At 70.7% G+C, this 26455-nt stretch carries 21 protein-coding genes and 1 tRNA gene; 20 read left to right on the top strand and 2 right to left on the bottom strand.

The genetic code is table 11. The annotated features are described in order from the left end of the window. Positions 1-162: 162 nt before the first annotated feature. The 8 genes from ADL01_RS10320 to ADL01_RS10285 all read left to right on the top strand — a co-directional run bounded on the left by ADL01_RS10320 (position 163) and on the right by ADL01_RS10285 (position 10547). Positions 163-1548: a nitrate/nitrite transporter gene (locus tag ADL01_RS10320; RefSeq protein ID WP_053741624.1), complete on the top strand. Its 1386-nt coding sequence runs from the start codon at positions 163-165 to the stop codon at positions 1546-1548. 122 nt (positions 1549-1670) lie between these two features. After that, the gene (locus tag ADL01_RS10315) at positions 1671-2846 is read left to right on the top strand and encodes a uroporphyrinogen-III synthase (protein ID WP_053741623.1); all 1176 of its coding nucleotides are present in this window, start codon (positions 1671-1673) and stop codon (positions 2844-2846) included. 526 nt (positions 2847-3372) lie between these two features. Further along, positions 3373-3984, top strand: coding sequence for a CGNR zinc finger domain-containing protein (locus ADL01_RS10310; RefSeq protein WP_053741622.1), 612 nt, complete (start codon positions 3373-3375; stop codon positions 3982-3984). A gap of 348 nt (positions 3985-4332) precedes the next feature. Continuing rightward, the gene (locus ADL01_RS10305) at positions 4333-4854 is read left to right on the top strand and encodes a sigma-70 family RNA polymerase sigma factor (RefSeq protein ID WP_044471680.1); all 522 of its coding nucleotides are present in this window, start codon (positions 4333-4335) and stop codon (positions 4852-4854) included. Between the two features lie 47 nt (positions 4855-4901). Next, entirely contained in the window at positions 4902-5684 is a 783-nt protein-coding gene (locus tag ADL01_RS10300; protein WP_053741621.1) for a zf-HC2 domain-containing protein, read from the top strand. Positions 5685-5865: 181 nt separating this feature from the next. Continuing rightward, positions 5866-8187: a HelD family protein gene (locus ADL01_RS10295; protein ID WP_053741620.1), complete on the top strand. Its 2322-nt coding sequence runs from the start codon at positions 5866-5868 to the stop codon at positions 8185-8187. A 315-nt stretch (positions 8188-8502) separates the two neighbouring features. Beyond that, the gene (locus ADL01_RS10290; RefSeq protein WP_053741619.1) at positions 8503-9912 is read left to right on the top strand and encodes an NAD-dependent malic enzyme; all 1410 of its coding nucleotides are present in this window, start codon (positions 8503-8505) and stop codon (positions 9910-9912) included. Between the two features lie 353 nt (positions 9913-10265). Further along, positions 10266-10547 carry an HU family DNA-binding protein gene (locus ADL01_RS10285; protein WP_053741618.1) on the top strand — a complete coding sequence of 94 codons (282 nt, stop codon included), beginning with the start codon at positions 10266-10268 and terminating at the stop codon, positions 10545-10547. 169 nt (positions 10548-10716) lie between these two features. On the opposite strand, the gene murA is transcribed toward ADL01_RS10285, so the two are convergent. Then, a complete protein-coding gene (murA, locus tag ADL01_RS10280; RefSeq protein ID WP_053741617.1) occupies positions 10717-12063 on the bottom strand; it encodes a UDP-N-acetylglucosamine 1-carboxyvinyltransferase in 1347 nt (448 codons plus the stop codon). Between the two features lie 301 nt (positions 12064-12364). Here murA and ADL01_RS10275 point away from each other — a divergent pair, with 301 nt between their 5' ends. From ADL01_RS10275 to ADL01_RS10230, 11 genes are all read left to right on the top strand, one after another. Continuing rightward, the gene (locus tag ADL01_RS10275) at positions 12365-12937 is read left to right on the top strand and encodes a YqgE/AlgH family protein (RefSeq protein ID WP_053741616.1); all 573 of its coding nucleotides are present in this window, start codon (positions 12365-12367) and stop codon (positions 12935-12937) included. Positions 12938-12966: 29 nt separating this feature from the next. Beyond that, on the top strand, positions 12967-13263 hold the full coding sequence (locus ADL01_RS10270; protein WP_053741615.1) for a DUF3039 domain-containing protein: 297 nt from the start codon (positions 12967-12969) through the stop codon (positions 13261-13263). Positions 13264-13508: 245 nt separating this feature from the next. Beyond that, a complete protein-coding gene (locus tag ADL01_RS10265; RefSeq protein WP_053741614.1) occupies positions 13509-14825 on the top strand; it encodes an extracellular solute-binding protein in 1317 nt (438 codons plus the stop codon). 35 nt (positions 14826-14860) lie between these two features. Then, entirely contained in the window at positions 14861-15772 is a 912-nt protein-coding gene (locus ADL01_RS10260; protein ID WP_199834791.1) for a carbohydrate ABC transporter permease, read from the top strand. Further along, on the top strand, positions 15772-16623 hold the full coding sequence (locus ADL01_RS10255; protein ID WP_053741612.1) for a carbohydrate ABC transporter permease: 852 nt from the start codon (positions 15772-15774) through the stop codon (positions 16621-16623). The genes ADL01_RS10260 and ADL01_RS10255 overlap by 1 nt, the downstream gene beginning before the upstream one ends. Positions 16624-16651: 28 nt before the next feature. Beyond that, positions 16652-18295 (top strand): beta-N-acetylhexosaminidase, encoded by a 1644-nt coding sequence (locus ADL01_RS10250; RefSeq protein ID WP_053741650.1) that lies wholly within the window; start codon positions 16652-16654, stop codon positions 18293-18295. 233 nt (positions 18296-18528) lie between these two features. Further along, the gene (locus ADL01_RS10245) at positions 18529-19422 is read left to right on the top strand and encodes an FAD binding domain-containing protein (RefSeq protein ID WP_053741611.1); all 894 of its coding nucleotides are present in this window, start codon (positions 18529-18531) and stop codon (positions 19420-19422) included. Further along, the gene (locus ADL01_RS10240; protein ID WP_063783495.1) at positions 19419-21110 is read left to right on the top strand and encodes a 2Fe-2S iron-sulfur cluster-binding protein; all 1692 of its coding nucleotides are present in this window, start codon (positions 19419-19421) and stop codon (positions 21108-21110) included. Before ADL01_RS10245 ends, ADL01_RS10240 begins: the two co-directional genes overlap by 4 nt. After that, positions 21107-23416, top strand: a complete 2310-nt coding sequence (locus tag ADL01_RS10235) for a xanthine dehydrogenase family protein molybdopterin-binding subunit (RefSeq protein ID WP_053741610.1) — start codon at positions 21107-21109, stop codon at positions 23414-23416. Before ADL01_RS10240 ends, ADL01_RS10235 begins: the two co-directional genes overlap by 4 nt. Then, positions 23413-23565: a hypothetical protein gene (locus tag ADL01_RS44615; RefSeq protein ID WP_159049489.1), complete on the top strand. Its 153-nt coding sequence runs from the start codon at positions 23413-23415 to the stop codon at positions 23563-23565. Before ADL01_RS10235 ends, ADL01_RS44615 begins: the two co-directional genes overlap by 4 nt. 151 nt (positions 23566-23716) lie before the next feature. Further along, positions 23717-24571: an SUKH-4 family immunity protein gene (locus tag ADL01_RS10230; protein ID WP_078960427.1), complete on the top strand. Its 855-nt coding sequence runs from the start codon at positions 23717-23719 to the stop codon at positions 24569-24571. Positions 24572-24651: 80 nt separating this feature from the next. On the opposite strand, the gene ADL01_RS10225 is transcribed toward ADL01_RS10230, so the two are convergent. Continuing rightward, positions 24652-24723: transfer RNA gene (locus tag ADL01_RS10225), tRNA-Cys, on the bottom strand. Between the two features lie 261 nt (positions 24724-24984). Between ADL01_RS10225 and ADL01_RS10220 the strand changes: the two genes are divergently transcribed. Continuing rightward, the gene (locus tag ADL01_RS10220; RefSeq protein ID WP_053741648.1) at positions 24985-26454 is read left to right on the top strand and encodes an MFS transporter; all 1470 of its coding nucleotides are present in this window, start codon (positions 24985-24987) and stop codon (positions 26452-26454) included. The last annotated feature ends 1 nt before the right edge of the window (position 26455 follow it).

Here is a 26455-nt window from a genome sequence, read left to right as displayed (position 1 = left end):
CCCTCTGCGTAACCTCTCATCCCACCTCCGGGCGGGGTGAGAGCAAAGTTCCCTTCCGGTCACCCACAGCCACAGCGTGGAAACGCGCTCTGTCTACCTTCGGGACCATCACCGCTCAGCACCCCGAAGAACCACCCGAGTACGGGACACCGTGGAGGCGTCATGACAGCCCCTAGCACAGCCCCCGCACCCCCAAGCAGGGGCGGCCGCTGGATCCAGCAGTGGGATCCGGAGGACGAGACCTTCTGGAACGAGACCGGAGAGAAGGTCGCCAAGCGCAACCTTCTCTTCTCCGTCCTCTCCGAGCACATCGGGTTCTCGATCTGGACCATGTGGTCCGTGCTGGTGCTCTTCATGGGCCCGGAGTACGGGCTCACGCCGGCGGACAAGTTCCTGCTGACCTCGATGGTGACGCTGGTCGGAGCCGTGGTCCGCGTCCCCTACACCTTCGCCATCGCGGTCTTCGGCGGCCGGAACTGGACCATCGTCTCCGCCGCCCTCCTGCTCGTCCCCACTGTCGCCGCGTTCACGGTGATGGAGCCGGGGACCTCCTTCAACACCCTCCTGCTGATCGGCCTGCTGGCGGGTATCGGAGGAGGCAACTTCGCCTCCTCGATGACCAACATCAACGCCTTCTTCCCTCTCCGTAAGAAGGGCTGGGCGCTCGGCCTGAACGCGGGCGGCGGCAACATCGGCGTGCCAGTGATCCAGCTGGCGGCGCTCGCGATCATCGGTGCGAGCGGCGGCCCCCGGGTGCTGCTGGGGATCTACATCCCGCTGATCGTCATCGCGGCCGTCCTCGCCGCGCTCTTCATGGACAACATCGCGTCCGTGAAGAACGACACCGGCGCCGCGAAGGACGCCGTGAAGGACGCGCACACCTGGATCATGTCCTTCCTCTACATCGGCACCTTCGGTTCGTTCATCGGCTACAGCTTCGCCTTCGGGCAGGTGCTGACCAACCAGTTCGGCCGGACCCCGCTGGAGGCGGCGTACGTCACCTTCATCGGCCCGCTGCTCGGCTCCCTGATCCGGCCCGTGGGCGGCTGGCTGGCCGACAAGTACGGCGGCGCGAAGATCACGCTGTACAACTACGTCGGCATGGGTGCGGCGACCGCGGTCCTCATCGCCGCCAGCATGACGAAGTCGCTGGTCCTGTTCACCGTCGCGTTCGTGGTGCTGTTCGTCCTCACCGGCCTCGGCAACGGCTCGACGTTCAAGATGATCCCCGGCATCTTCCAGGCGAAGGCACTGGCCAAGGGCCTGGAGGGAGAAGCCGCCGCTGCCTACGGGCGTCGTCTCTCCGGTGCCTCCATGGGCCTGATCGGCGCGGTCGGCGCGCTCGGCGGCGTCGGCATCAACCTCGCCTTCCGGCAGTCCTTCCTCTCCTACGGCTCCGGAACCGGCGCGTTCGTCGCCTTCCTCGCCTTCTACGCCGCCTGCTTCCTGGTCACCTGGGCCGTATACCTTCGCCGCCCGGCAACCACACAGGCCCCCGAGGCCACGGCCTCCGAGGCGAAGCCGCAGCTCAGCTACGCCGAGGTGTGACCTTCACCCAAAGGGGCTTACGTAACACCAGCGACATGAAGCCGAACCGAGCCTGTCACGCATCGTTGACAGGCTCGTTCGGCACCCTTGTGCAGATGTGACCCGACTGCGGGACGAGAGCCATGTACGACGAACAGCAGCGACCGGAACGACCGGAGCACAGCCCACCGGACCACGGACCCCTCGCCGGGTTCACCGTGGGTGTCACGGCCGCGCGTCGGGCCGACGAGCTCGGGACACTTCTCCAGCGACGGGGCGCCGCCGTCATACACGCCCCCGCTCTGCGCATCGTGCAGCTCGCCGACGACAGCGAGCTGCTCGCTGCCACCAAGCAGCTGATCTCCCAGGCACCGGACATCGTCATCGCCACGACCGCCATCGGCTTCCGGGGCTGGGTCGAGGCCGCCGACGGCTGGGGGCTCGGCGCCGACCTGCTCTCCTGCCTCGAAGGTGTGGAACTGCTGGCCCGCGGTCCCAAGGTCAAGGGATCCGTCCGGGCCGCCGGGCTCACGGAGGACTGGTCACCGTCCTCCGAGTCCATGGCCGAGGTGCTCGACCGGCTCCTGGAGGAGGGCGTCGAGGGGCGCCGTATCGCCATCCAGCTGCACGGGGAGCCGCTGCCCGGCTTCGTCGAGTCGCTGCGTGCGGCGGGCGCCGAAGTCGTCGGGGTGCCCGTCTACCGGTGGATGCCACCGGAGGACATCAGCCCCGTCGACCGGCTCCTCGACGCCACAGTCTCGCGCGGCCTGGACGCGCTCACCTTCACCAGCGCCCCCGCCGCCGCGTCCCTGCTCTCCCGCGCCGAGGAACGGGGCCAGCTCGCCGAGCTTCTCGCCGCCCTCCAACACGACGTCCTGCCGGCCTGCGTCGGCCCGGTCACCGCGCTGCCGTTGCAGGCCCGCGGCGTCGACACGGTGTCCCCGGAACGCTTCCGGCTCGGCCCCCTCGTACAGCTCCTCTGCCAGGAACTCCCGGGCCGCGCACGGGCGTTGCCCATCGCCGGCCACCGGGTCGAGATCCGGGGGCACGCCGTCCTCGTCGACGGCGCCCTGCGACCCGTACCGCCCGCCGGAATGTCCCTGCTGCGGGCGCTGTCCCGGCAGCCGGGCTGGGTCGTCGCCCGCGCCGAACTCCTGCGCGCACTGCCCGGGGCCGGCCGCGACGAGCATGCCGTGGAAACGGCGATGGCCCGCCTGCGCACAGCGCTGGGCGTACCCAAACTGATCCAGACGGTCGTCAAACGCGGCTACCGACTGGCCCTGGACCCGGCGGCGGACGCGAAGTACTCCGACGCGTAGTCCCATCCGGTCAGGAACGGGTGGACGAGCCCGGGCGGGCTGTTGCCCGACGGCAACGGCCTGCTGGGCACCGCTCTTGGCGTGCCCGAGCGTGTCCGAGCGTGCCCGAGAGGGTGTGGCTGTCGACAGCCGGTTGGCCTTGGGCCCGCTGCCCGGCGCGAACTACGCCGAGGCGTGGTCCTCTCCATTCGCCGTCGTGACCGAGGGCGCGGGCCGTCCGGATGCCGCTCTTTGGACGGTTTCCGTGTGCGGCTGCCGCCGCCTGGGCGCGAGCCGGGCCCACCGGCCCGCCGTGAACGAACCGCATCCCGCAGGGCATTCGGCGCCGACCTGTACATGCACCCGCACCCGCACCGATACCCGTACGCGTACGCCCCCACCTCTGCGCGAGGGGTTCCGGCCGCGCAGGTGGGCGGGCACTGTAGAGGGAACGGTTCCCCGGACCCCCCTCACTGGCATCCCACCGGCGACTCACCGGCGTCTGCTGCGCGCCGTACGGTGGCGACTCCTAGGCGGTGACAGGCACATGGCATCGGAGACGACCGTGGCCGCAGGCCCGTACGAGCTGCGTTTCGACGCCGGGCGGATCTGCCTGGACCTGCTGGCGACCGCCCACCCCGACGAACGGCTCGGCGCCGCCCGCCAACTGCGCGCCTGGATCGCCGCGTCCGGACTCGTTCCGGTGGGCACGCCGCTGCGTCATGCCGACGGCTCCTGGGTGACGCGGTTCGGTGAACTGCGGTCCCTGATCGGCAGGTTGACCGGCCAGCTGGTGCACAACCCCCCGGTCGCCGACCCCCGTTCCCTGGAGCAGGCCCTGGCCCGCCTCAACGACCTCGCCCGCCCGGCGCCCCCGGCCACCCGCGCCGTCCGCGCCCCGGACGGCACGCTCGTACGGGAGTTGCACGGACCGCCCGACTGCGCGGCGCTGCTCGGCGCGGTCGCCCGGGACGCCGTGGAGCTGCTCACCGACCCCGAGGCGCGCGCGTGTCTGCGTCAGTGCGAGGGGGACAACTGCCCGATCGTCTATCTCGACACGTCCCGGGGCAGGCGCCGCAGATGGTGTTCGAGTGAGATCTGCGGCAACCGGGAACGGGTCGCGAGGCATCGGCGGCGGGCCGCGCTGGCACGCGCGTAGACCGTGCGCAGATCGTGCATAGCGGTCCTGTACGGCGGAATCGGGCGTGCCAAGTTCCGCGGGTTGCAGTGACGTTGGTTACACGTGTGTTTCCCGCCGACGTGTGACGGGCATCGCCCCGATCTTGCCAATGTGGCGAAAACGTAAAGCACTTGCGGCAGGAATGTGCGTCCTTGTCCCTCACGTCGGGCCCGGATAAAGAAAGTTGGCGCCGCGCGTTGAACATCCCGCAGCCCGTTTCCGTACCTCGGGGGGAGCGACCGACTGGGGGAACCCGGGACAGCGGAGGTGGGCGTGCGCAAGGATTCCGTCGTGGCCAATGAGCAAGCACCGAGGGCCCGACATCGCATGTCCCAGCCCTCGGAACCCGACGAGGACCTGATGCGTGCGCTGTACCGAGAGCACGCAGGACCCCTTCTGGCGTACGTCCTGAGGCTGGTCGCCGGTGACCGGCAGCGAGCCGAGGACGTCGTGCAGGAGACGCTTATCCGTGCCTGGAAGAACGCCGGTCAGCTCAATCGGGCAACCGGTTCGGTACGACCCTGGCTGGTGACGGTCGCCCGGCGCATCGTCATCGACGGGCACCGCAGCCGGCAGGCCCGGCCGCAGGAGGTGGACCCGTCGCCGCTGGAGGTCATCCCCGCGGAGGACGAGATCGACAAGGCGTTGTGGCTGATGACGTTGTCGGACGCGCTCGACGACCTGACCCCTGCCCACCGGGAGGTCCTGGTCGAGACCTATTTCAAGGGGCGTACCGTGAACGAAGCCGCCGAAACGCTGGGCATACCCAGCGGAACGGTGCGCTCACGGGTCTTCTATGCCCTGCGTTCGATGAAGCTCGCACTTGAGGAGCGGGGGGTGACGGCATGAGCATTTACGGGGGTTTCGGAGCGGGTAGTCCTGGTTCCATGCGAGGAATGCAGGGTGCCCAGGGCCCGAACGAACACGAAACCGTAGGCGCCTACGCCCTCGGCATCCTCGACGACGCGGAGGCCACGGCCTTCGAGGCGCATCTCGCCGGCTGCGAATGGTGCGCCCAGCAGCTCGACGAGCTGGCCGGGATGGAACCGATGCTGGCCGCCCTCGCGGACCTGCCCGGTGCCCAGGGAACTCCCGCCATCGGCGAGTCACTGGCCGCCCGCCCCAGCCCACAGCTCGCGACGCGGCTGGTCGACGAGGTCGCGGAACGGCGGGCGAACAAGCGCCGGCGCGGCTTCTACCTGGTGGCCGCCGCGGCAGCCCTCATCATCGGCGGCCCGGTCGCGGTGCTCGCGACGACGAGCGGTGGCACCGAAAGCGTGGCAAAGCCCGCGCCGACGGTGACGGTGAAGACCACGGGCAACGCCAAGGCCGACTTCGCCGGCATGACCGACCGGGTCTCCGCCACCGACCCCACCACCAAGGTCACCGCGACCGTGGCGATGGCGCCGAAGGCGTGGGGTGTCAGCGCGGTCCTGGAGCTGGGCGGCGTCAAGGGCCCGCTGAAGTGCTCCCTGGTCGTCGTCGGCAAGGACGGCAAGCGCGAGACCATGTCCAACTGGTCCGTTCCGACGCCGGGCTACGGCATCAAGGACGCCACCAGCGAAATGGCCCGCAACCCGCTCTACATCCACGGCGGTACGGCCTTCAGCGCCGACGAGATCGACCACTACGAGGTCGTCGACTCCACCGGCAAGCGGCTCGTCGAGGTCGACGCCTGATCTTCCGCGCCCGTTCCACAACTGCTCCAGCACTGCTCCACCACCACCTGATCACCGCTCCGTGGCCGCCCCGGGACGCCTCGTACGTAGACTCGTACGGTGTCCTGGGGCGGACTCGTAGCATCAGGGCCTCCTTTTCGCGTACGGTTGACGGCTGCCCAGCACGTCAGAAGGGGGCCCGGTGGCCGCTCAGGCTCAGCAGGAAACGGCGCTCGTTCCGGTCGAGGACTCCTCAGTTCAGGACTCCGTCCGCGACCGCGAGATCAGCGTCGAACAGGAACACCTGGACCGGGTGTACCGGCGTCTCGAGGAGAAGATCGACGAGGCCGAGTTCCTCATGCAGGACGCCGCCAAGCGCGGCCAGGTCGGCACCCCCGGCGCACTCGCCGAACGGGACGCCCAGGTGTTCCGCGCCGGCATCCACCTCAACAGGCTGAACAACGAGTTCGAGGACTTCCTCTTCGGCCGTATCGACCTGCTGCGGGGCAAGGACGGCAGGAAGGGCCCCGACGGCGCCTACACGGCCGTGGAGGCCGCGGAAGGGGCCGTACGCCCCGACAGCACCGCGGACATCGCGGAGACCCTCCACATCGGCCGGATCGGCGTCCTCGACGAGGACTACTCGCCCCTCGTCATCGACTGGCGCGCCCCGGCCGCCGCGCCCTTCTACCGCTCGACCCCGGTCGACCCCGGCCGGGTGGTCCGGCGCCGCGTCATCCGCTCCAAGGGCCGGCGTGTCCTCGGCGTCGAGGACGACCTGATGCGCCCCGAACTGAAGGCGTCCCTCGACGGCCGCGAGCTCGCCGTGATCGGTGACGGCGCCCTGATGGCGGCCCTCGGCCAGGCCCGCAGCCACACCATGCGGGACATCGTGTCGTCCATCCAGGCCGAACAGGACCTGGTGATCCGCGCGCCCGCCGCCTCCGTCACCTACGTCGAGGGCGGCCCCGGCACCGGCAAGACGGCCGTCGCCCTGCACCGCGCCGCCTACCTCCTCTACCAGGACCGGCGCCGGTACGCGGGCGGCATCCTGATCGTCTCCCCGACGCCGCTCCTGGTGGCGTACACGGAGGGCGTCCTGCCGTCCCTCGGCGAGGAGGGCCAGGTCGCCATCCGCGCCATCGGCTCACTCGTCGACGGCGCGGAGGCCACCCTGTACGACGCCCCGGCCGTCTCCCGCGCCAAGGGCTCGCACCGCATGCTCACCGTGCTGCGCAAGGCCGCGCGGGGCGCCCTGGAGCAGCACGAGTCGCCGACGGACACGACCCGTCTGAGGGTCGTCGCCTTCGGCCGCCGTATCGAGCTGGAGGCCCCCGAGCTGGCCCGCATCCGCGAGTCGGCGCTCAGCGGCACGGCCCCCGTCAACCTGCTGCGCCCCCGCGCCCGCAGGCTCCTCCTGGACGCCCTGTGGGCCCGCTCGGGCGCCCAGGGCCGTCACACGGACCCGGAGCTCGCCGCGGAACTGCGCTCCTCCTTCGACGAGGACGTCACGGCCGAGGACGAGTTCATCGCGTTCCTGGACGCCTGGTGGCCGGAACTGACCCCCGCGTCGGTCCTCGCCGCCATGTCCGACGAACGCCGCCTCGGCCGCTGGGCCCGCCGCATCCTCAACCCCGGCGAGGTCCGCCGGGTCGCCCGCGCCCTCAAGCGCGACGGCCTGTCGGTCCACGACGTGGCCATGCTGGACGAGCTCCACGCGATCCTCGGCACCCCGGCCCGCCCCCGCAAGAGGCGGGACCTGGACCCCATGGACCAGCTCAGCGGCCTCGAGGAGCTGATGCCGACACGGGAGGAGTCGCAGCGCGAACGCGCCGAGCGGCTCGCCCAGGAGCGCACCGAGTACGCCCACGTCATCGTCGACGAGGCGCAGGACCTCACCCCGATGCAGTGGCGCATGGTCGGCCGCCGCGGCCGGCACGCCACCTGGACGGTCGTCGGCGACCCGGCCCAGTCCTCCTGGTCCGACCCCGACGAGGCGGCCCAGGCCCGCGACGAGGCCCTGGGTTCCCGCCCGCGCCGCCGCTTCACGCTCACCGTCAACTACCGCAACCCGGCCGAGATCGCCGAACTGGCGGCCAAGGTGCTGGCCCTGGCCATGCCGGGCTCGGAGTCCCCGAGGGCGGTCCGCTCGACGGGCGTGGAGCCCCGTTTCGTTCCCGTCAGGGGCTCCCTTGCCCAGTCGGTCCGCGACGAGGCCGCCCGCCTCCTCGACCTCGTCGACGGCACGGTCGGCGTCGTCGTGGCGATGAACCGCCGCGAGGAGGCGGCCCGCTGGCTGGCGGGCCTGGGTGACCGCGTGGTGGCCCTGGGCAGCCTGGAGGCCAAGGGCCTGGAGTACGACGCCACCGTGGTCGTCTCCCCGGCCGAGATCGCCGACGAGAGCCCCGCCGGCCTGCGCGTCCTGTACGTCGCGCTGACCCGGGCGACGCAGCAGCTCACGGTCGTCTCGGCGGACCGCGACGAGCCCGACGCGCAAGGAGTGCCGGATCTTCTCCGAGACTGAGGGCAAGACAGTGGCCGATGGGAATTGCCTTACGGGGATCGTTTGTTACCGTTGACGTGGCACCGGCTCGATCCAAGCCCCCGGGCCCAACCTTCGTCGCTACGAGCGACCACTTGCCGCGAGGCGAGCATGGCGGGTCGGTGCCACTGAACGTCAAGAGGTCCACGTCACCACGGTGACGTGGACCTCTTTGTCGTCACGAACATATTGAGAACAAAAGGTTCGCAATCGAGGCCCCGCTACCAGGTACTCAACGGTAGGTGCGACGATCGGACCGCAAACCAAGCATCAGGGTGAAAGCAGAGGAAGTCGGCCATGGCAACGGCGCCCAGCGTCTCCTACTCGATCACGGTCCGGTTGGAGGTGCCCGCGAGCGGAACCGCGGTCTCCCAGATCACCACCGCCGTGGAGTCCTCCGGAGGCTCGGTGACCGGCCTCGACGTCACCGCCTCCGGACACGAACTGCTCCGGATCGACGTCACGATCGCGGCGACCTCGACCGCGCACGCCGACGAGATCGTGCAGAAGCTCCGCACCATCGAGGGCGTCAGCCTCGGCAAGGTCTCGGACCGTACGTTCCTCATGCACCTCGGTGGCAAGATCGAGATGGCGTCGAAGCACCCCATCCGCAACCGTGACGACCTCTCGATGATCTACACCCCGGGCGTGGCCCGCGTGTGCATGGCGATCGCCGAGAACCCCGAGGACGCCCGCCGCCTCACCATCAAGCGCAACACCGTCGCGGTCGTGACGGACGGCTCGGCCGTCCTGGGCCTCGGCAACATCGGCCCGATGGCCGCCATGCCGGTCATGGAGGGCAAGGCGGCCCTCTTCAAGCGCTTCGCCGACATCGACGCCTGGCCGCTGTGCCTGGACACCCAGGACACGGACGAGATCGTCGCGATCGTCAAGGCGATCGCCCCGGGCTTCGCCGGCATCAACCTCGAGGACATCTCGGCCCCGCGCTGCTTCGAGATCGAGGCCCGTCTGCGCGAGGCCCTCGACATCCCCGTCTTCCACGACGACCAGCACGGCACCGCGATCGTCGTCCTCGCCGCCCTCACCAACGCCCTGCGCGTCACGAACAAGTCGATCGGTGACATCCGCGTCGTCATGTCCGGCGCCGGCGCGGCCGGTACGGCGATCCTCAAGCTGCTCATCGCGGCCGGCGTCAAGAACGCGGTCGTCGCCGACATCCACGGTGTCGTCCACGCGGGCCGCGAGGACCTGGTCGACGCCGCGCCGGACTCCCCGCTGCGCTGGATCGCCGACAACACCAACCCGGAGAACCTCACCGGCACCCTCAAGGAGGCCGTGCGCGGCGCCGACGTCTTCATCGGCGTCTCCGCCCCGAACGTCCTCGACGGCGACGACGTGGCCGCGATGGCGGACGACGCCATCGTGTTCGCGCTCGCGAACCCGGACCCCGAGATCGAGCCGACGATCGCGCGCCAGACGGCGGCGGTCGTGGCCACCGGCCGCTCGGACTTCCCGAACCAGATCAACAACGTGCTGGTCTTCCCGGGTGTCTTCCGCGGTCTCCTGGACGCGCAGTCCCGCACGGTCAACACCGAGATGATGCTCGCGGCGGCCACCGCACTCGCGAACGTCGTCTCCGAGGACGAGCTCAACCCGAACTACATCGTGCCGAGCGTCTTCAACGACAAGGTCGCGGGCGCGGTGGCGGGCGCGGTGCGGGAAGCGGCGAAGGCCGCCGCGGAGTAGCTCCGCTCCCGCGGGGGCCGTATGTGACGGTCGCCACGGGTCCCCGTACCGGCGCGTCGGGGGCGCCCCGCCCCCGGGCGCCTCTAGGGTGGCGGCCAGGTTCAGCCTGTCGGCCCCGGCCGGTGACGCTGTCCGGGTGACTCCCAGGGGTGTTCGTCTGACTCCCCAGGGGTGCCGGATTGGCTTTCCCGCCGCAGGTGGGGGCAGGATGCGTCTTCGGGCGTGAGGGTCCGACGGCGGACCCGGGTCCGGGGACCCACCGAGGACCCTGGCAGCATCGGCTTCGCTGTGCCCCCCATGCGGCTCCGCCGCGGGGCACGCCACAACAGCAAGAAGAACACGGGAGTAACAACATGAACCGCAGTGAGCTGGTGGCCGCCCTGGCCGACCGCGCCGAGGTCACCCGCAAGGACGCCGACGCCGTTCTGGCCGCGTTCGCCGAGACCGTCGGTGAGATCGTCGCCAAGGGCGACGAGAAGGTCACCATCCCCGGCTTCCTGACCTTCGAGCGCACCCACCGTGCCGCTCGCACGGCGCGCAACCCGCAGACCGGCGACCCGATCGACATCCCCGCCGGCTTCAGCGTCAAGGTCTCCGCGGGCTCCAAGCTCAAGGAAGCGGCCAAGGGTAAGTAAGCGCTCCGCTTCGAGCGCCGGGTAACTGCGGGCCGTTCTCGGTGCGCGGGCCGTCCGTGGCTGGTCGCGCAGTTCCCCGCGCCCCTGAAGGGGCGCTGCATTTGACGCCGATGGGGCGGTCACCCGGATTCGGGTGACCGCCCCATCAGTGTTCGTGCGACTGTCGCGACTAGCCGAGCGCCTTGCCCGGCAGTTCCACCTTTGCGCCCAGTTCCACGAGCTTCTCCATGAAGTTCTCGTAGCCCCGGTTGATCAGGTCGATGCCGTGGACCCTCGACGTCCCCTGGGCGGCCAGGGCCGCGATGAGGTACGAGAAGCCGCCCCGGAGGTCCGGGATGACCAGGTCGGCGCCCTGGAGGCGCGTGGGGCCCGACACGACCGCCGAGTGGAGGAAGTTGCGCTGGCCGAAGCGGCAGTGCGAGCCGCCGAGGCACTCGCGGTAGAGCTGGATGTGCGCACCCATCTGGTTGAGCGCGGAGGTGAAGCCGAGGCGCGACTCGTACACCGTCTCGTGGACGATGGACAGGCCGGTGGCCTGCGTCAACGCGACGACCAGCGGCTGCTGCCAGTCCGTCTGGAAACCGGGGTGTACGTCCGTCTCCAGCGCGATCGACTTCAGCTGGCCGCCGGGGTGCCAGAAGCGGATGCCCTCGTCGTCGATCTCGAAGGCGCCGCCCACCTTCCGGTAGGTGTTCAGGAACGTCATCATCGACCGCTGCTGGGCGCCGCGGACATAGATGTTGCCCTCGGTCGCCAGCGCCGCCGACGCCCACGACGCGGCCTCCAGACGGTCCGGGAGGGCCGCGTGGGTGTAGCCGCCGAGCGAGTCGACACCGGTGACGCGGATGGTGCGGTCGGTGTCCATGGCGATGATCGCGCCCATCTTCTGCAGTACGCAGATGAGGTCCTCGATCTCGGGCTCGACGGCCGCGTTGGACAGCTCGGTGACGCCCTCCGCCAGCACCGCCGTCAGCAGCACCTGCTCGGTCGCGCCCACGGACGGGTACGGCAGCTGGATCTTCGTACCGCGCAGCCGCTGCGGAGCCTCCAGGTACTGGCCGTCGGCCCGCTTCTCGATCGTCGCGCCGAACTGGCGCAGCACCTCGAAGTGGAAGTCGATGGGCCGACCGCCGATGTCGCAGCCGCCGAGACCCGGGATGAACGCGTGCCCGAGGCGGTGCAGCAGCGGACCGCACAGCAGGATCGGGATACGGCTCGACCCCGCGTGCGCGTCGATGTCGGCGACGTTGGCGCTCTCCACGTGCGACGGGTCCATGATCAGCTCGCCGGGCTCCTCGCCCGGACGGACCGTCACCCCGTGCAGCTGGAGCAGCCCGCGCACGACTCGGACGTCACGGATGTCGGGGACATTGCGCAGTCGACTTGGCGCACTGCCCAGCAGGGCGGCGACCATGGCCTTCGGTACGAGGTTCTTCGCACCGCGGACACGGATCTCGCCCTCCAGCGGGGTGCCGCCGTGGACAATCAGTACGTCGTCTGTGCCGTTGACCGTCATGTATCTCGCGTTCCGGTGAGTTGGGCGGGGATGTTGCCGGGCTCGTCGTGCAGGACGCGGTCGTACAGGCACGCGCCGGAGCCGAAGAGCAAGGGTAATCGCCGCACACCCCCCTTCTGTAAGCCCAAGGACAGCCAAGCCGTGTCATAGCTTTGCCACAACACGAACCGTTCGCCGCCGGGCACATGCGGTCACCGGCGCCGCCGAGCGCCCGCCGCGCTTGCGTACCCCCTGACCTGCCTTCGTCCCGGTACCCGGATTGGCTCCCCGCGCAGGGGGAAGATGCGAGATCATGTCTGGCATGACCGAGGTGTCCTCGCTCACAGGACGGCTGCTCGTGGCCACGCCCGCCCTGGCGGACCCCAACTTCGACCGCGCGGTGGTGCTTCTTCTCGACCACGACGAGAAGGGCTCCCTCGGCGTCGTCCTCAACCGGCCCACCCCGGTGGAGGTCGGGGACATCCTGGAGGGCTGGGCGGAACTCGCGGGTGAACCAGGGGTCGTCTTCCAGGGCGGCCCGGTCGCCCTCGACTCGGCGCTCGGCGTCGCCGTCATCCCCGGCGGCGGGTCCGGTGAGCGCGTCCCCCTCGGCTGGCGGCGCGTGCACGGCGCGATCGGCGTCGTCGACCTGGAGGCGCCGCCGGAGCTGCTGGCCAAGGCGCTCGGCTCGCTGCGCATCTTCGCCGGGTACGCGGGATGGGGCCCGGGGCAGTTGGAGGACGAGCTGACGGAGGGGGCCTGGTACGTCGTCGAGTCGGAGCCCGGAGACGTCTCCTCGCCGTCCCCGGAACGACTGTGGCGCGAGGTGCTCAGACGCCAGCGCAGCGAACTGGCGATGGTCGCGACGTACCCGGACGACCCTTCGCTGAACTGAGCGGTGGGACCGCCAGTACCCTTGCCCTTATGAGCACTCTTGAGCCTGAGACCCAGCCCCAGCGCGGGACTGGTACGGGGACCCTCGTCGAACCGGCGCCGCAGACCTCGCACGGCGACGGCGACCACGAGCGCTTCGCCCACTACGTCCAGAAGGACAAGATCATGGCGAGCGCCCTCGACGGGACTCCCGTCGTGGCGCTGTGCGGCAAGGTCTGGGTACCGGGCCGCGACCCGAAGAAGTACCCGGTGTGTCCCATGTGCAAGGAGATCTACGAGTCCATGGGCTCGGGCGGCGACGAGGGCAAGGGCGACGGCAAGAAGTAGTCGCGAAGCGGGTCGCGCCGACCGGCTGTTCGGCAGGAAAGGTCCCCCGGGTGCGTTTTGGCGCGCCCTGGGGACCTTTGCGCTGTCTGTCGCTGCCACGGGATGCGTCGGCCTGTCACAGAGTGGTGGAGAGGTGGTCGAGACCTCTTGTGGCCCCCTCCGGGTAGTCCATAGCCTCCAAGGTGTTGTGCAGAGCGAAACATTCATTGCGCATCTTGCAACGCTTTCACCGGAGGAAACGCCAGATGAAGCACTCTGTCCGATCTGCCCGACTGGTCGCCTCCGTGGCCGCCCTGACGCTCGCCGGGCTCACCGCCACCGCGTGTGCCCCCGAGACGTCGGACAACTCCTCCTCCGGCAAGGACGAACAGACCGGCACCCTGCGCGTGTGGCTGTTCCAGGAGGTCGGCAACGCCCCGAAGGAGAAGGTCGTCACGTCGGTCGTGAACGCCTTCGAGAAGGCCCACAAGGGCGCTGACGTCAAAGTCGAGTACATCCCCGTCGAAACCCGCGCCCAGCGCGTCAAGGCCGCCCTCAACGACCCGAAGAGCGCCCCCGACGTCATCGAGTACGGCAACACGGACACCGCCGGGTACGTCCACGACGGCGGACTCCTCGACATCAGCGAGGAGTTCGCGGCCTGGAACGAGGCGAAGGAGACCGACCCGACCGCCCGCCAGTCCGTCACCGTCGACGACAAGGTCTACGGCGCCCCCTTCTTCGTCGGCGTCCGCGCCCTGTACTACCGCACCGACGTCTTCAAGGAACTCGGCCTCAAGCCCCCCAGGACCATGGCCGAGTTGACCACGACCGCCCACGCGATCCGGGCGGCCAGGCCCGACCTCTACGGCATCGCGGTCGGCGGCGCCTTCACCTACGGCGCGATGCCGTTCATCTGGGCCAACGGCGGCGAACTCGCCACCGGCAGAGGCGGTTCGTACGCCTCCGCCATCGACAGCACCGCCGCCCAGAAGGGCATCAAGGCGTACACCTCCCTCTTCGGCGACGACAACTGCCCCGCCGCCAAGTGCGCGGGCATGGGCGGCAACGACACCATCACCGCCTTCGCCGCGGGCAAGGCCGGCATGGCGATCGGCGGCGACTTCAACCACACGGCCGTCGAGGCCGGCAAGGTCAAGGACGACTACGCCGTCGTACCGCTGCCGGGCGTCGAAGCCGGGTCGGTGGCACCGGCGTTCGCGGGCGGGAACAACCTCGGTGTGCTGAAGAGCACCTCGCACCGCACGCTCGCCGTCGACCTGCTGGAACAGCTCGCCTCGAAGCGGACCCAGACCGAACTCTTCGACGCCATGGGCTTCCTGCCGACGTTCGCCGACACGCGCGCGGTGGTCGCCAGGAAGCAGCCGTACGTCGCACCCTTCGTGAAGACCCTCGCGGCGGGCACCAAGTTCGTGCCGGCGTCGCCCGCGTGGTCCCAGATCGACTCCTCGCTGGTCCTGCCGACGATGTTCCAGGAGATCGTCAGCGGCAAGAAGGATGTCGCGGCGGCTTCCGCGGGGGCGGCGCGGAAGATGGACGACGCGTTCGGCTCCGCCGGGTGACGCCCAATAGGGCGGTGGTTGAGGAGCGTCGGCGGGTGCGGGGGGTTCGTGGCTTGTCGCGCAGTTCCTCGCGCCCCTGTCTGGTTGCCCCCTGGCTTTATCTTGCCCCTGCTCTTGTGGTCCTCGGGGGGCTGCTTGTCTACCCGGTCTATCAGCTCGGGTTGATCTCGGTCTTTCACTACACCCAGGCTCAGGTAAGTGGGGGAGAGCCGACCACCTTCGAAGGGTTCGCCAACTACCGGGAGATCTTCTCCGACCGGCAGTTCTGGCAGGTGCTGCTGGCGACGGTCCTCTTCGCGGCGGGCTGTGTGGTCTCCACCCTCACCGTCGGCTGCGCCCTCGCCGTGCTGCTCACCCGGGTTCGCGCTCTGCCCCGCCTCGCGTTGATGCTGGCGGCGCTCGGCGCGTGGGCGACACCCGCGGTCACCGGTTCCACGGTCTGGCTGTTCCTCTTCGACCCCGACTTCGGCCCGGTCAACCGGGTGCTGGGCCTCGGCGACCACTCATGGACGTACGGCCGGCTCAGCGCCTTCCTCCTCGTCCTGCTCGAAGTGGTGTGGTGCTCCTTCCCGTTCGTGATGGTCACGGTGTACGCGGGCATCCGTGCCGTACCGGCGGAAGTGCTGGAGGCGGCGGCTCTCGACGGCGCGTCCCAACTGCGTATCTGGCGCTCGGTGCTGGCGCCGATGCTCCGCCCGATCCTGGTGGTCGTCACCATCCAGTCGGTCATCTGGGACTTCAAGGTCTTCACCCAGATCTACGTGATGACGAACGGCGGCGGCATCGCCGGCCAGAACCTCACCCTCAACGTGTACGCCTACCAACAGGCCTTCGCCTCCTCCCAGTACAGCCTCGGCTCGGCGATCGGAGTCGTGATGCTGCTGATCCTGCTCGCCGTGACCCTGGCGTACCTGCGGCTGCTGCGTAGGCAGGGGGAGGAACTGTGATGTCCGGCAACGTCGTCCACCGGCTCGTCCGGCGCCCGTGGCGGCTGGCGGCCGAGGTGTCGGCGCTGCTGATCGCGGCCGTCGTCGCCTTCCCCCTCTACTGGATGGTGCTCGGCGCCTTCAAACCGGCCGGCGAGATCCAGTCGACCGAGCCGCGCCCCTGGACGCTCGACCCGTCCCTGGACTCCTTCCGGCGGGTCTTCGGGCAGCAGGAATTCGGCCGGTACTTTCTCAACAGCCTTGTGGTCGCCTGCTCCGTGGTCGTCGTCTCGGCGCTGATCGCGTTTCTCGCGGCGACCGCCGTGACCCGATTCCGGTTCCGATTCCGGACCACCCTGCTGATCATGTTCTTGGTGGCCCAGATGGTGCCCGTGGAGGCGCTCACGATCCCGCTGTTCTTCCTCATGCGGGACTTCGGGCAGCTGAACACACTGGGCGCCCTGATCCTGCCGCACATCGCCTTCTCGCTGCCCTTCGCGATCTGGATGCTGCGGGGTTTTGTGAAGGCGGTTCCGGAGGCGCTGGAAGAGGCCGCGTACATCGACGGGGCGAGCCGGTCGCGATTCCTGTGGCAGATCCTTTTCCCGCTGGTCTTCCCGGGACTGGTGGCCACCAGCGTGTTCTCCTTCATCTCGGCCTGGAACGACTTCCTGTTCGCCAAGTCGTTCATCATCAGTGACACCTCCCAGTCGACGCTGCCGATGGCCCTGCTGGTCTTCTACAAGCCCGACGACCCGGACTGGGGAGGCGTGATGGCCGCCTCCACGGTGATGACGATTCCGGTCCTGGTGTTCTTCGTACTCGTACAGCGCCGACTCGTGTCGGGGCTCGGTGGAGCGGTCAAGGACTGACATGACGGACGTGACTGACGTGACAGCAATGACGGATCTCATTCCCGCGCCCCGCGTCGTCGTCGCGGGTTCCGGGGAGGTACGGCTGACCGCGCACTCCAGGATCTACGCCGACACCGGGGCGCAGGGCGTCGGTCGCTGGCTGCGCACCGCCCTCTGGCAGGCCACCGGCCTGCCGCTGAGCGAGGGGCGGGAACTCGAAGACACCGACGGCGACGGCATCGGGCTCCAGCTCGACCCCGGGCTCGCCCCCGAGGAGTACCGCCTCGTCAGCGACCCGTCCGGCGTCCTCATCGAGGGCGGCAGCGCGGCCGGCGTCTTCTGGGGCGCCCAGACCCTTCGGCAGCTGCTCGGCGCCGACGCGTTCCGCAAGGCCCCGCTCGACCGCGAACGTGCCTGGGCCGTGCCCCACGTCACCGTCGAGGACCGTCCCCGTTTCCGCTGGCGTGGCCTCATGCTCGACGTGGCCCGGCACTTCATGTCCAAGGAGGGCGTCCTGCGCTACCTGGACCTGATGGCGGCGCACAAACTCAACGTCTTCCACTTCCACCTGACGGACGACCAGGGCTGGCGCGTCGAGATCAAGCGTTACCCGAAGCTGACCGAGGTCGGCTCCTGGCGGGCCCGCACGAAATTCGGCCACCGTGCCTCACCGCTGTGGGAGCAGAAGCCGCACGGCGGTTTCTACACCCAGGACGACATCCGCGAGATCGTCGCCTACGCCGCCGAGCGGCATATCAGCGTCGTCCCCGAGATCGACGTACCCGGGCACTCGCAGGCCGCCATCGCCGCGTATCCGGAACTCGGCAACACAGACGTCATCGACACGACCTCCCTCTCCGTCTGGGACACCTGGGGCATCAACCCGAACGTACTCGCCCCCACTGACAACACCCTGCGCTTCTACGAGGGCGTCTTCGAGGAACTCCTCGGCCTGTTCCCGGGTGAGTTCATTCACGTCGGCGGCGACGAGTGTCCCAAGGACCAGTGGCGGCGCTCGCCCGCCGCGCGGGCCCGCATCCAGGAGCTCGGGCTCCCCGACGAGGACGGCCTGCAGTCGTGGTTCATCGGACACTTCGACACGTGGCTCTCCGCGCGCGGGCGCCGGCTCATCGGCTGGGACGAGATCCTGGAGGGCGGGCTCGCACCCGGCGCCGCCGTCTCCTCCTGGCGCGGTTACGCGGGCGGCATCACGGCCGCGCGCGCGGGACACGACGTCGTCATGTGCCCCGAGCAGCAGGTGTATCTGGACCACCGTCAGCATGGCGGCCCCGACGAACCGTTCCCCATCGGGTACGTCCGCACCCTTGAGGATGTCTTCCGCTTCGAGCCGGTTCCACCGGAGTTGGGCCCCGAGGAGGCGCGACACGTTCTCGGTGCCCAGGCCAATCTGTGGACCGAGGTGATGGAGGACACCGCGCGCGTGGACTACCAGGCCTTCCCGCGCCTGGCCGCCTTCGCCGAGGTCGCGTGGAGCGCCCTGCCGACGCCCGCCGCACGGGACTTCGCCGACTTCGAACGCCGGATGACCGCCCATTACGGGCGACTTGACGCCCTCGGCGTCGGTTACCGGCCGCCCGCGGGGCCGCGTCCGTGGCAGCGGCGGCCGGCTCCGGAAGGGATGACCGGCAGCCTCGGGCGCCCGATCGAGGGGCCTCCGCCGAACGTGTGAGGCTCAGTGGTCAAAATGTTCTCAACTGTCGCTTGTCGGCCCTAATCGGGATCGCTCGGAGATGTCGTATCAAAACGGACCATCTCGCCGATGAGAGGTGCGAATGCCTCCTAGCGGACCCCGGCGTTCGGGTCTCGCGAGAATGTGCCAGAGTTGCCACGTCCGCCCTGTCAGCACGTACCGTACGGCAGCACAGGCGGGACCAGGTGGGGCAGCGGGAAGGGGCAGCCGGTTTGACCACGCACGCACCGCAGGCGGCGCAGGCCGTGACGCTGCCCTCCACGCTGGACGAGGCCGTCGCGGCACTCGCCGCCATGCCGGCCGCCGTCCCCGTGGCGGGCGGCACCGACCTCATGGCCACCGTCAACTCGGGGCAGCTCAGACCCGCCGCACTCGTCGGCCTCGGTCGGATCAGCGAGATCCGCGGCTGGCAGTACCAGGACGGCCACGCCCTGCTCGGCGCCGGCCTCACCCACGCGCGGATGGGCCGACCCGACTTCGCCGCCCTGATCCCGGCCCTGGCCGCCTCCGCGCGTGCCGCGGGCCCCCCGCAGATCCGCAACGCGGGCACCCTGGGCGGCAACATCGCCACGGCCGCCCCCACGGGGGACGCGCTTCCCGTGCTGGCCGCCCTGGAGGCGACGCTCATCATCGCGGGCGCCGGCGGCGCCCGCCGCGAGATCCCCGTGTCGCACCTGCTGGCCGGGGTGGAAATGCTGCGCGCCGGTGAACTCATCGGTTTCGTGCGCGTGCCCCTGCTGCACGCCCCCCAGGTCTTCCTGAAGGCGACCGGGCGCACCGGTCCCGGGCGCGCCCTCGCGTCCGTCGCGCTCGTCCTCGACCCCGCCCGGCGCGGAGTCAGGTGCGCCGTGGGCGCCATAGCGCCGATGCCGCTGCGCCCCCTGGACGCCGAGCAGTGGGTCGCCCGGCTCATCGACTGGGACAACAACCGCACGATCGTCCCGGAGGCACTGGGTGCCTTCGGCGAGTACGTCGCGGCTGCCTGCATTCCCGACCCGGCCCCGGCCGAGGACGGCTCCGTACCACCGCTTCCGCCCGCTGTGATGCATCTGCGGCGCACTGTCGCCGCGCTGGCCCGGCGAGCACTGGGGAGGGCCCTGTCGTGACCGACGACCAGTACGGCGAGGACCACTACGAAGACCCGCGCGGAGGGCAGCGATCGGGGCGGCCAGAAGACGGCGCGCCCCGGGGCGGGGGCCGCTGGGACCCGCTGCCCCAGGGTGACTACGACGACGGTGCCACCGCCTTCGTGAAGCTCCCCGAAGGGGGCATCGACGCGCTCCTGACCTCCGTGGACAGTCCGCTGGCCGCGCCCGGCCACGGGTACGTGCCCCCACGGATAGAGGCAGCGCCGGGCGCCGGTACCGAGGACGGCACCCCGGGCGCCTGGGCGCCGCACCCCGAGGGTGCCCAGTGGCCGGACCCGAACGCCGTGCTCCAGGAGGCCGCGCGGCACGACGCGTTCAGCTACGACCAGAGCTCCACCGGCCAGTGGGCCTTCGAGCAGGGAACCGGTGGGCCCGAGGCCGCCGGTCCCGGTGTCGCGGGCCGCGAGGTGACCGGCGAGTGGCGGATCCCCGTCGCCGGGGGTGACCTTCCGGACGAATCGGGCGAGTTCAGTACCTCGGCGCTGGTCGAGCAGTGGGGCGGCACGCCGCCCGCCACGCTCCCCGGCGGCGCGCCCGCCCCCTGGGCGACGGAGGGGGCCGGCCAGGCCTGGGCGCCCGCACCCGAGCAGGAGCCGGAGTCCGACGGGACGATGGGCGCGGGAACGGCGTACGCGCCCGAAATCGCGCACGAAACGGGCGGCGCCGGTCACGCGGCCGACGAGACCGGTCACCCGGCCGACGTCTCCGGTCACTCCGTCACCGAAACCCGTCTTCCGGTCGCCGACGAGGATCAAGGCCCCGCCCCGGTCGTCCACGACCCCGCCGAGGCCCCTGACGGCCCCGCAGAGGCCGCCACGGAGCCCGACCCGACCTCCGGTCCGGAAACCGCGCCGGAGGCCGCTGAGCAGCCCGTGGAGGGCGAGCCGGACGCGGCCGGTGAGGCATCCGGTGCCATCGCGACCGCCGAGGAGCCCGTCGCTGAGCCGGTCGGGGAGCCCGAGGCGGCCGACGACACGCCCGGCCCGCTCGGCGAGGAACACCCCCTCGCCTCCTACGTGCTGCGCGTCAACAGCTCCGACCGGCCCGTCACCGACGCCTGGATCGGCGAGTCGCTGCTCTACGTACTGCGCGAGCGCCTCGGCCTCGCCGGTGCCAAGGACGGCTGCTCCCAGGGCGAGTGCGGGGCCTGCAACGTCCAGGTGGACGGACGGCTCGTCGCCTCCTGCCTGGTCCCCGCGGTCACCGCCGCCGGCAGCGAGGTGCGCACCGTCGAGGGCCTCGCCACCGACGGACAGCCCTCGGACGTCCAGCGGGCGCTCGCCAAGTGCGGTGCCGTGCAGTGCGGTTTCTGCATCCCCGGGATGGCGATGACCGTGCACGACCTGCTGGAGGGCAACCCCGCCCCGACCGAACTGGAGACGCGCCAGGCCCTGTGCGGCAACCTGTGCCGCTGCTCCGGATACCGGGGCGTCCTGGAAGCGGTCCGCGAGGTCGTCGCCGGACGCGAGGCGCACGCCGCCGACGCCGACGGGGAGGACGGCGAGGCACGCATCCCGCACCAGGCCGGACCGGGCGGAGGCGGCGTCCACCCCTCCGCGTTCGACGCCCCGGGCTTCGAGCCCGCCCGCAACCACGACTCGCACGCGTATGACCAGACTCACGGCCAGGACGGAGGCCAGACGTGAGCAACGAAGCAGCCACCGCGACCACCACCGCGGAAGTCGCCCCCGACGCGGAGGCGCTCCCGCACGGCCTCGGCGTGTCGCTGCCGACCGCCGACGCGCGCGCGAAGACGGAGGGCACGTTCCCGTACGCGGCCGACCTGTGGGCCGAGGGCCTGCTGTGGGCCGCCGTCCTGCGCTCACCGCACCCGCACGCGCGCATCGTCTCCATCGACACCGCCCACGCGCGCGAGATGCCCGGCGTACGGGCCGTCGTCACGCATGAGGATGTGCCGGGGACCGAACTGCACGGCCGCGGCAGAGCCGACCGCCCGATGTTCGCCTCAGAGGTCGTGCGCCACCACGGGGAACCCATCGCCGCCGTCGCCGCCGACCACCCGGACACCGCGCGGATGGCGGCCGCCGCCATCATCGTCGAGTACGAGGTGCTCGACCCGGTGACCGACCCCGAGCAGGCCTTCGAGGCCGAAGCACTGCACCCCGACGGCAACCTGATCCGGCACATCCCGCTGCGCCACGGCGACCCGGACGCGCTCGGCGAGATCGTCGTGGAGGGCCTCTACCGCATCGGCCGCCAGGACCCGGCCCCCATCGGCGCCGAGGCGGGCCTCGCGGTACCGCGCCCCGACGGCGGCGTGGAGCTGTATGTCGCCTCCACCGACCCGCACGCCGACCGCGACGCCGCCGCCGCCTGTTACGGCCTGGAGCCGGAGCGGGTGAAAGTGGTCGTCACCGGAGTCCCCGGCGCCACCGCCGACCGCGAGGACCAGGGCTTCCAGCTCCCGCTGGGCCTGCTGGCGCTGAAGACCGGCTGCCCGGTGAAGCTGACGGCGACCCGCGAGGAGTCCTTCCTCGGCCACGTCCACAGACATCCCACCCTCCTGCGCTACCGCCACCACGCGGACACCGACGGCAAGCTGGTGAAGGTCGAGGCGCAGATCCTGCTCGACGCGGGCGCGTACGCGGACACCTCGGGGGAGACCCTCGCGGCGGCCGTCTCCTTCGCCTGCGGCCCGTACGTCGTCCCCAACGCCTTCATCGAGGGCTGGGCCGTCCGCACCAACAACCCCCCCTCCGGCCATGTGCGCGGCGAGGGCGCGATGCAGGTCTGCGCGGCCTACGAGGCCCAGATGGACAAGCTCGCGAAGAAACTGGGCGTCGACCCGGCCGAGCTGCGCCTGCGCAACGCGATGGCCACCGGTGACGTACTGCCCACCGGCCAGTCCGTCACCTGCCCGGCGCCGGTCGCCGAACTCCTCCAGGCGGTACGCGACTTCCCGCTCCCGGCGCTCCCCAAGGACACTCCCGAGGACGAGTGGCTGCTTCCCGGCGGCCCCGAGGGCGCCGGTGAACCGGGCGCTGTCCGCCGTGGCGTCGGCTACGGCCTGGGCATGGTCCACATGCTCGGCGCCGAGGGCGCGGACGAGGTCTCGACGGCCACCGTCAAGGTCCACGACGGCATCGCCACGGTCCTGTGCGCGGCGGTGGAAACAGGCCAGGGCTTCACCACCCTGGCCCGCCAGATCGTCCAGGAGACGCTGGGCATCGACGAGGTCCACGTGGCCCCCGTCGACACCGACCAGCCCCCGGCCGGCCCGGGCGCCCGAGGCCGCCACACCTGGGTGTCGGGCGGCGCGGTGGAGCGGGCCGCGAAGATGGTCCGCACCCAGCTCCTCCAGCCCCTGGCACACAAGTTCGGCATGTCCACGGAGCTGCTCCAGATCATCGACGGCAAGATCACCTCGTACGACGGTGTCCTGTCGACCACGGTGACGGAGGCGATGGACGGCAAGGAACTGTGGGCCACGGCCCAGTGCCGCCCCCACCCGACGGAACCCCTCGACGAGGCGGGCCAGGGCGACGCCTTCGTGGGCCTCGCCTTCTGCGCGATCCGCGCGGTGGTGGACGTCGACATCGAACTGGGTTCGGTACGCGTGGTGGAGGTGGCGCTCGCCCAGGACGTCGGCCGAGTCCTCAACCCGGCCCAGCTGGCGGCCCGGATCGAGGCGGGCGTCACCCAGGGCGTCGGCATCGCGCTCACGGAGAACCTGCGCTCCGCGCGCGGGCTGATCCGCCACCCCGACCTCACGGGCTACGCCCTCCCCACCGCCCTGGACGCCCCGGACATCCGCATCGTCAAGCTGGTCGAGGAACGGGACGTGGTCGCCCCGTTCGGCGCGAAGGCGGCGAGCGCGGTACCGGTGGTGACGTCACCGGCCGCCATCGCCTCGGCGGTACGCGCGGCGACGGGCCGCCCGGTGAACCGGCTCCCGATCCGCCCGCAGGCGGCGGTGGTGACGACGCCATGACGAACCCGAGCCCGGAAGGGAATCTGGCTCCCGCTGTGGAGGAGCCGCGCTACGAGCCCGGGCCGACGCCCGGCAAGATTCTGGCGTGGGTGCTGCTGTTCGTCGTGGCGGCGGTCGTGGTCGTCGTGGGTGGCGTGTACTTCGGCTGAGTGCGGTCGGGCATCTTGGGTTTCGCCCCAGGTCAGAGGCCGTTGTCAGTGGTGCCGCGTAGTGTTCTGGGCAGTGGGAGGGCCTGCCGGGCAGTGGACGTCTTCGACGTCGCGTCCGGGGGACCGTGAACAACCATGCGCGGGGGACATCATGAGCACGACGATCACACCGACCAGGAGTGCATCGCTGACACGCGTGGGACTGCCGTCCCGCAGGGGCCGGTTGAGGTACGGCGCGCTGCGTGCCGGGGCCCTGCGGACGGTGGCGAGCGCGACGGTAGAGACGCCCACGCGGTACCTCTCGCCCACCGGCCTCGCCCCGATGGAGCGGCGTCCGCCGGTCTCCTCGCTGGAGGCGCTGCTGCGGTTCGCGGCGGTGACGGAGGAGATGGCTGCCGCGCGAGGCCAACTGGCTTTCGTGGCCGGCCGGTTCGCTCCACCGACGCCGACGGAGACCTCCCGGTACCTGCTGGCGGTGTTCGCGCAGGGCACCAGCGGTGACGTGCTGCCGTACTGGAAGATGGCCGCCCTGATCCGCCCGCTGGCCAGGTTCGCCGTTCCCGGCGCGGAGTCGGGCCTCGCCCTCGACCTGCCCGCCCGGCTTCTCGAGCAGGATTTCGGCCACAACAAGGTGGCGCGCTTCGAGGACGTCGACTTCCCGACCTCGCTCACCCACGAGCCGACGCGCCGCTTCCTGAGCGGCACGGGACTCCCGGAGGACGGTGTCCACTTCCACCTGGATACCGACATACCGCTGCCGACCCTCGCGGAGTACTGCGCGGACGAGCAGCCATGGGCCGAACTCCCGCAAGGTGCGGGCGACTTGATCCGCCTGGGTCACCTTTCGGAGAGCAACAGCCTGGTCCTGGACGGCAGAACGGGCACGGTCCTCACCTGGAACGAGCCCAGGGCCACCCTCCGCCCTCTGAGCACGGACGTCTCGACCCTCGCCTTCACACTGTGGCTGTTGCGGCGGGCGAAGACGATCGACCGGCCGTCCGCGTAGTCGCCTTCGCCTTCGCCTTTGTCTTCACTTCTGCCTTCGGCTGGGCTTGGAGAGCGGAACAACCAGAAGTGCCGTTTCGGAGGCCGTGGCGGGAATCGAACCCGCGTAATTCGCTTTGCAGGCGAATCCCTGAACCACTCGGGCACACGGCCGTGTTGGGAGCGGAGAGGGTTTGTCGGTCCCTTGTCCGTTCCGAACTTGGTGACTTGACCGTAGGGGCGGGGAGCGCGGGGGAACAAGGGAACCGGGCGCGCTGCAACGGGACTGCCACACGCCGTTCATGAATGGGCTGGGGGAGAGAGGGAGGGAGGAGGGGGAGAGGGCGGCGGCCGGGGGGCGTAGGACCAAGGTCCCGGGACGGGCCCTCCCTCCGACAGGGGTCAAGGTCGGGGTTGGCCCTTACGCTGGCCTGCATGACCACCCTGGAACCGGGCGACACAGGCGTCGCCGCCGAAGCGGAAACCCCTCCGGAAAACCCTCTGGCCGCCGTAACCGGTGAAGGGGTTCTGGGGCGTTCCTATCGGGCTCTCAGTGTCGGGATCGTGTCCGTCGTGCTGCTGATCGCCTTCGAGGCGACCGCCGTGGGGACGGCCATGCCGGTGGCGGCGCGGGAACTGGACGGGGTGTCGCTGTACGCGTTCGCCTTCTCCGGGTACTTCACCACCAGCCTCTTCGGCATGGTGCTCGCCGGGCAGTGGTCCGACCGCAAGGGGCCGCTGGGGGCGCTGACCACCGGGATCGCCGCCTTCGCCGCCGGGTTGCTGTTGTCCGGGACCGCCGGGGTCATGTGGCTGTTCATCGCCGGGCGGGCCGTGCAGGGGCTGGGGGGCGGGCTGGTGATCGTCGCCCTGTACGTCGTGGTGGGGCGGGCCTATCCCGAGCGGTTGCGGGCCGCCATCATGGCCGCGTTCGCCGCCAGTTGGGTGGTGCCCTCGGTGGTCGGGCCGCTCGCCGCGGGTGCCGTCACCGAGCAGCTCGGCTGGCGGTGGGTGTTCGTCGGGATACCCGTGCTCGTCGTCTTTCCGGTCGCCCTCGCGCTGCCTCAGATCCGGCGGCTGGCCGGCGGGGCCGTGAAGGAGGGGGAGCGGGACGTGGAGGGGGGCCGGCGTCGTATTCGGCTCGCCCTGGGGATTTCGCTCGGGGCCGGGCTGCTTCAGTACGCCGCCCAGGATCTGCGGTGGGTCTCGGCCGTTCCCGGGCTGCTGGGCGTCGCGCTGCTCGTGCCCGCCGTACGCGGGCTGCTGCCCCGGGGGACCTATCGGGCCGCGCGCGGGCTGCCGTCCGTCGTCCTGTTGCGCGGGGTCGCCGCGGGCTCGTTCATCGCCGCCGAGTCCTTCGTACCGCTGATGCTCGTCACGCAGCGGGGGCTGTCGCCGACGATGGCCGGGTTCTCGCTCGCGGCCGGCGGGGTGACGTGGGCGCTGGGGTCGTCCGTGCAGGCGCGGGCGCGGATGGAGCCGTACCGGGAGCGGATGATGACGTTCGGGATGGTGGTGGTCGCCCTCTCCATCGCCGCGGCGCCCGCCGTGCTGATCGACGCCGTGCCGGTGTGGACCCTCGCGGTGGTGTGGGCGTTCGGGTGCTTCGGGATGGGGCTGGTCATCTCCAGCACCAGCGTGCTGCTGCTTCATCTCTCCGCCCCGGAGGAGGCCGGCACCAACTCCGCCGCCCTGCAGATCTCCGACGCGCTGTCCAATGTGGTGCTGCTGGCCGGCGGGGGTGCGGCGTTCGCCGCGTTGGGCGGGGGGACGGTCGCCCATGCCTCCGCCGTGTCGGGCGGCGGCTCCCATCCCGGCGCCTTCGCCGCGGTGTTTCTGCCTATGGCGGGGGTGGCGTTGGTGGGGGCTTGGGTTACTACGCGGGTGCGGGCCGCTCACCCCTGAG

The sequence above is a fragment of the Streptomyces sp. NRRL WC-3618 genome (genome assembly GCF_001280005.1).
Classification (GTDB): domain Bacteria; phylum Actinomycetota; class Actinomycetes; order Streptomycetales; family Streptomycetaceae; genus Streptomyces.
Note: the sequence above shows the minus strand (reverse complement) of the source record. Positions and strands in the feature narration are given on the sequence as shown.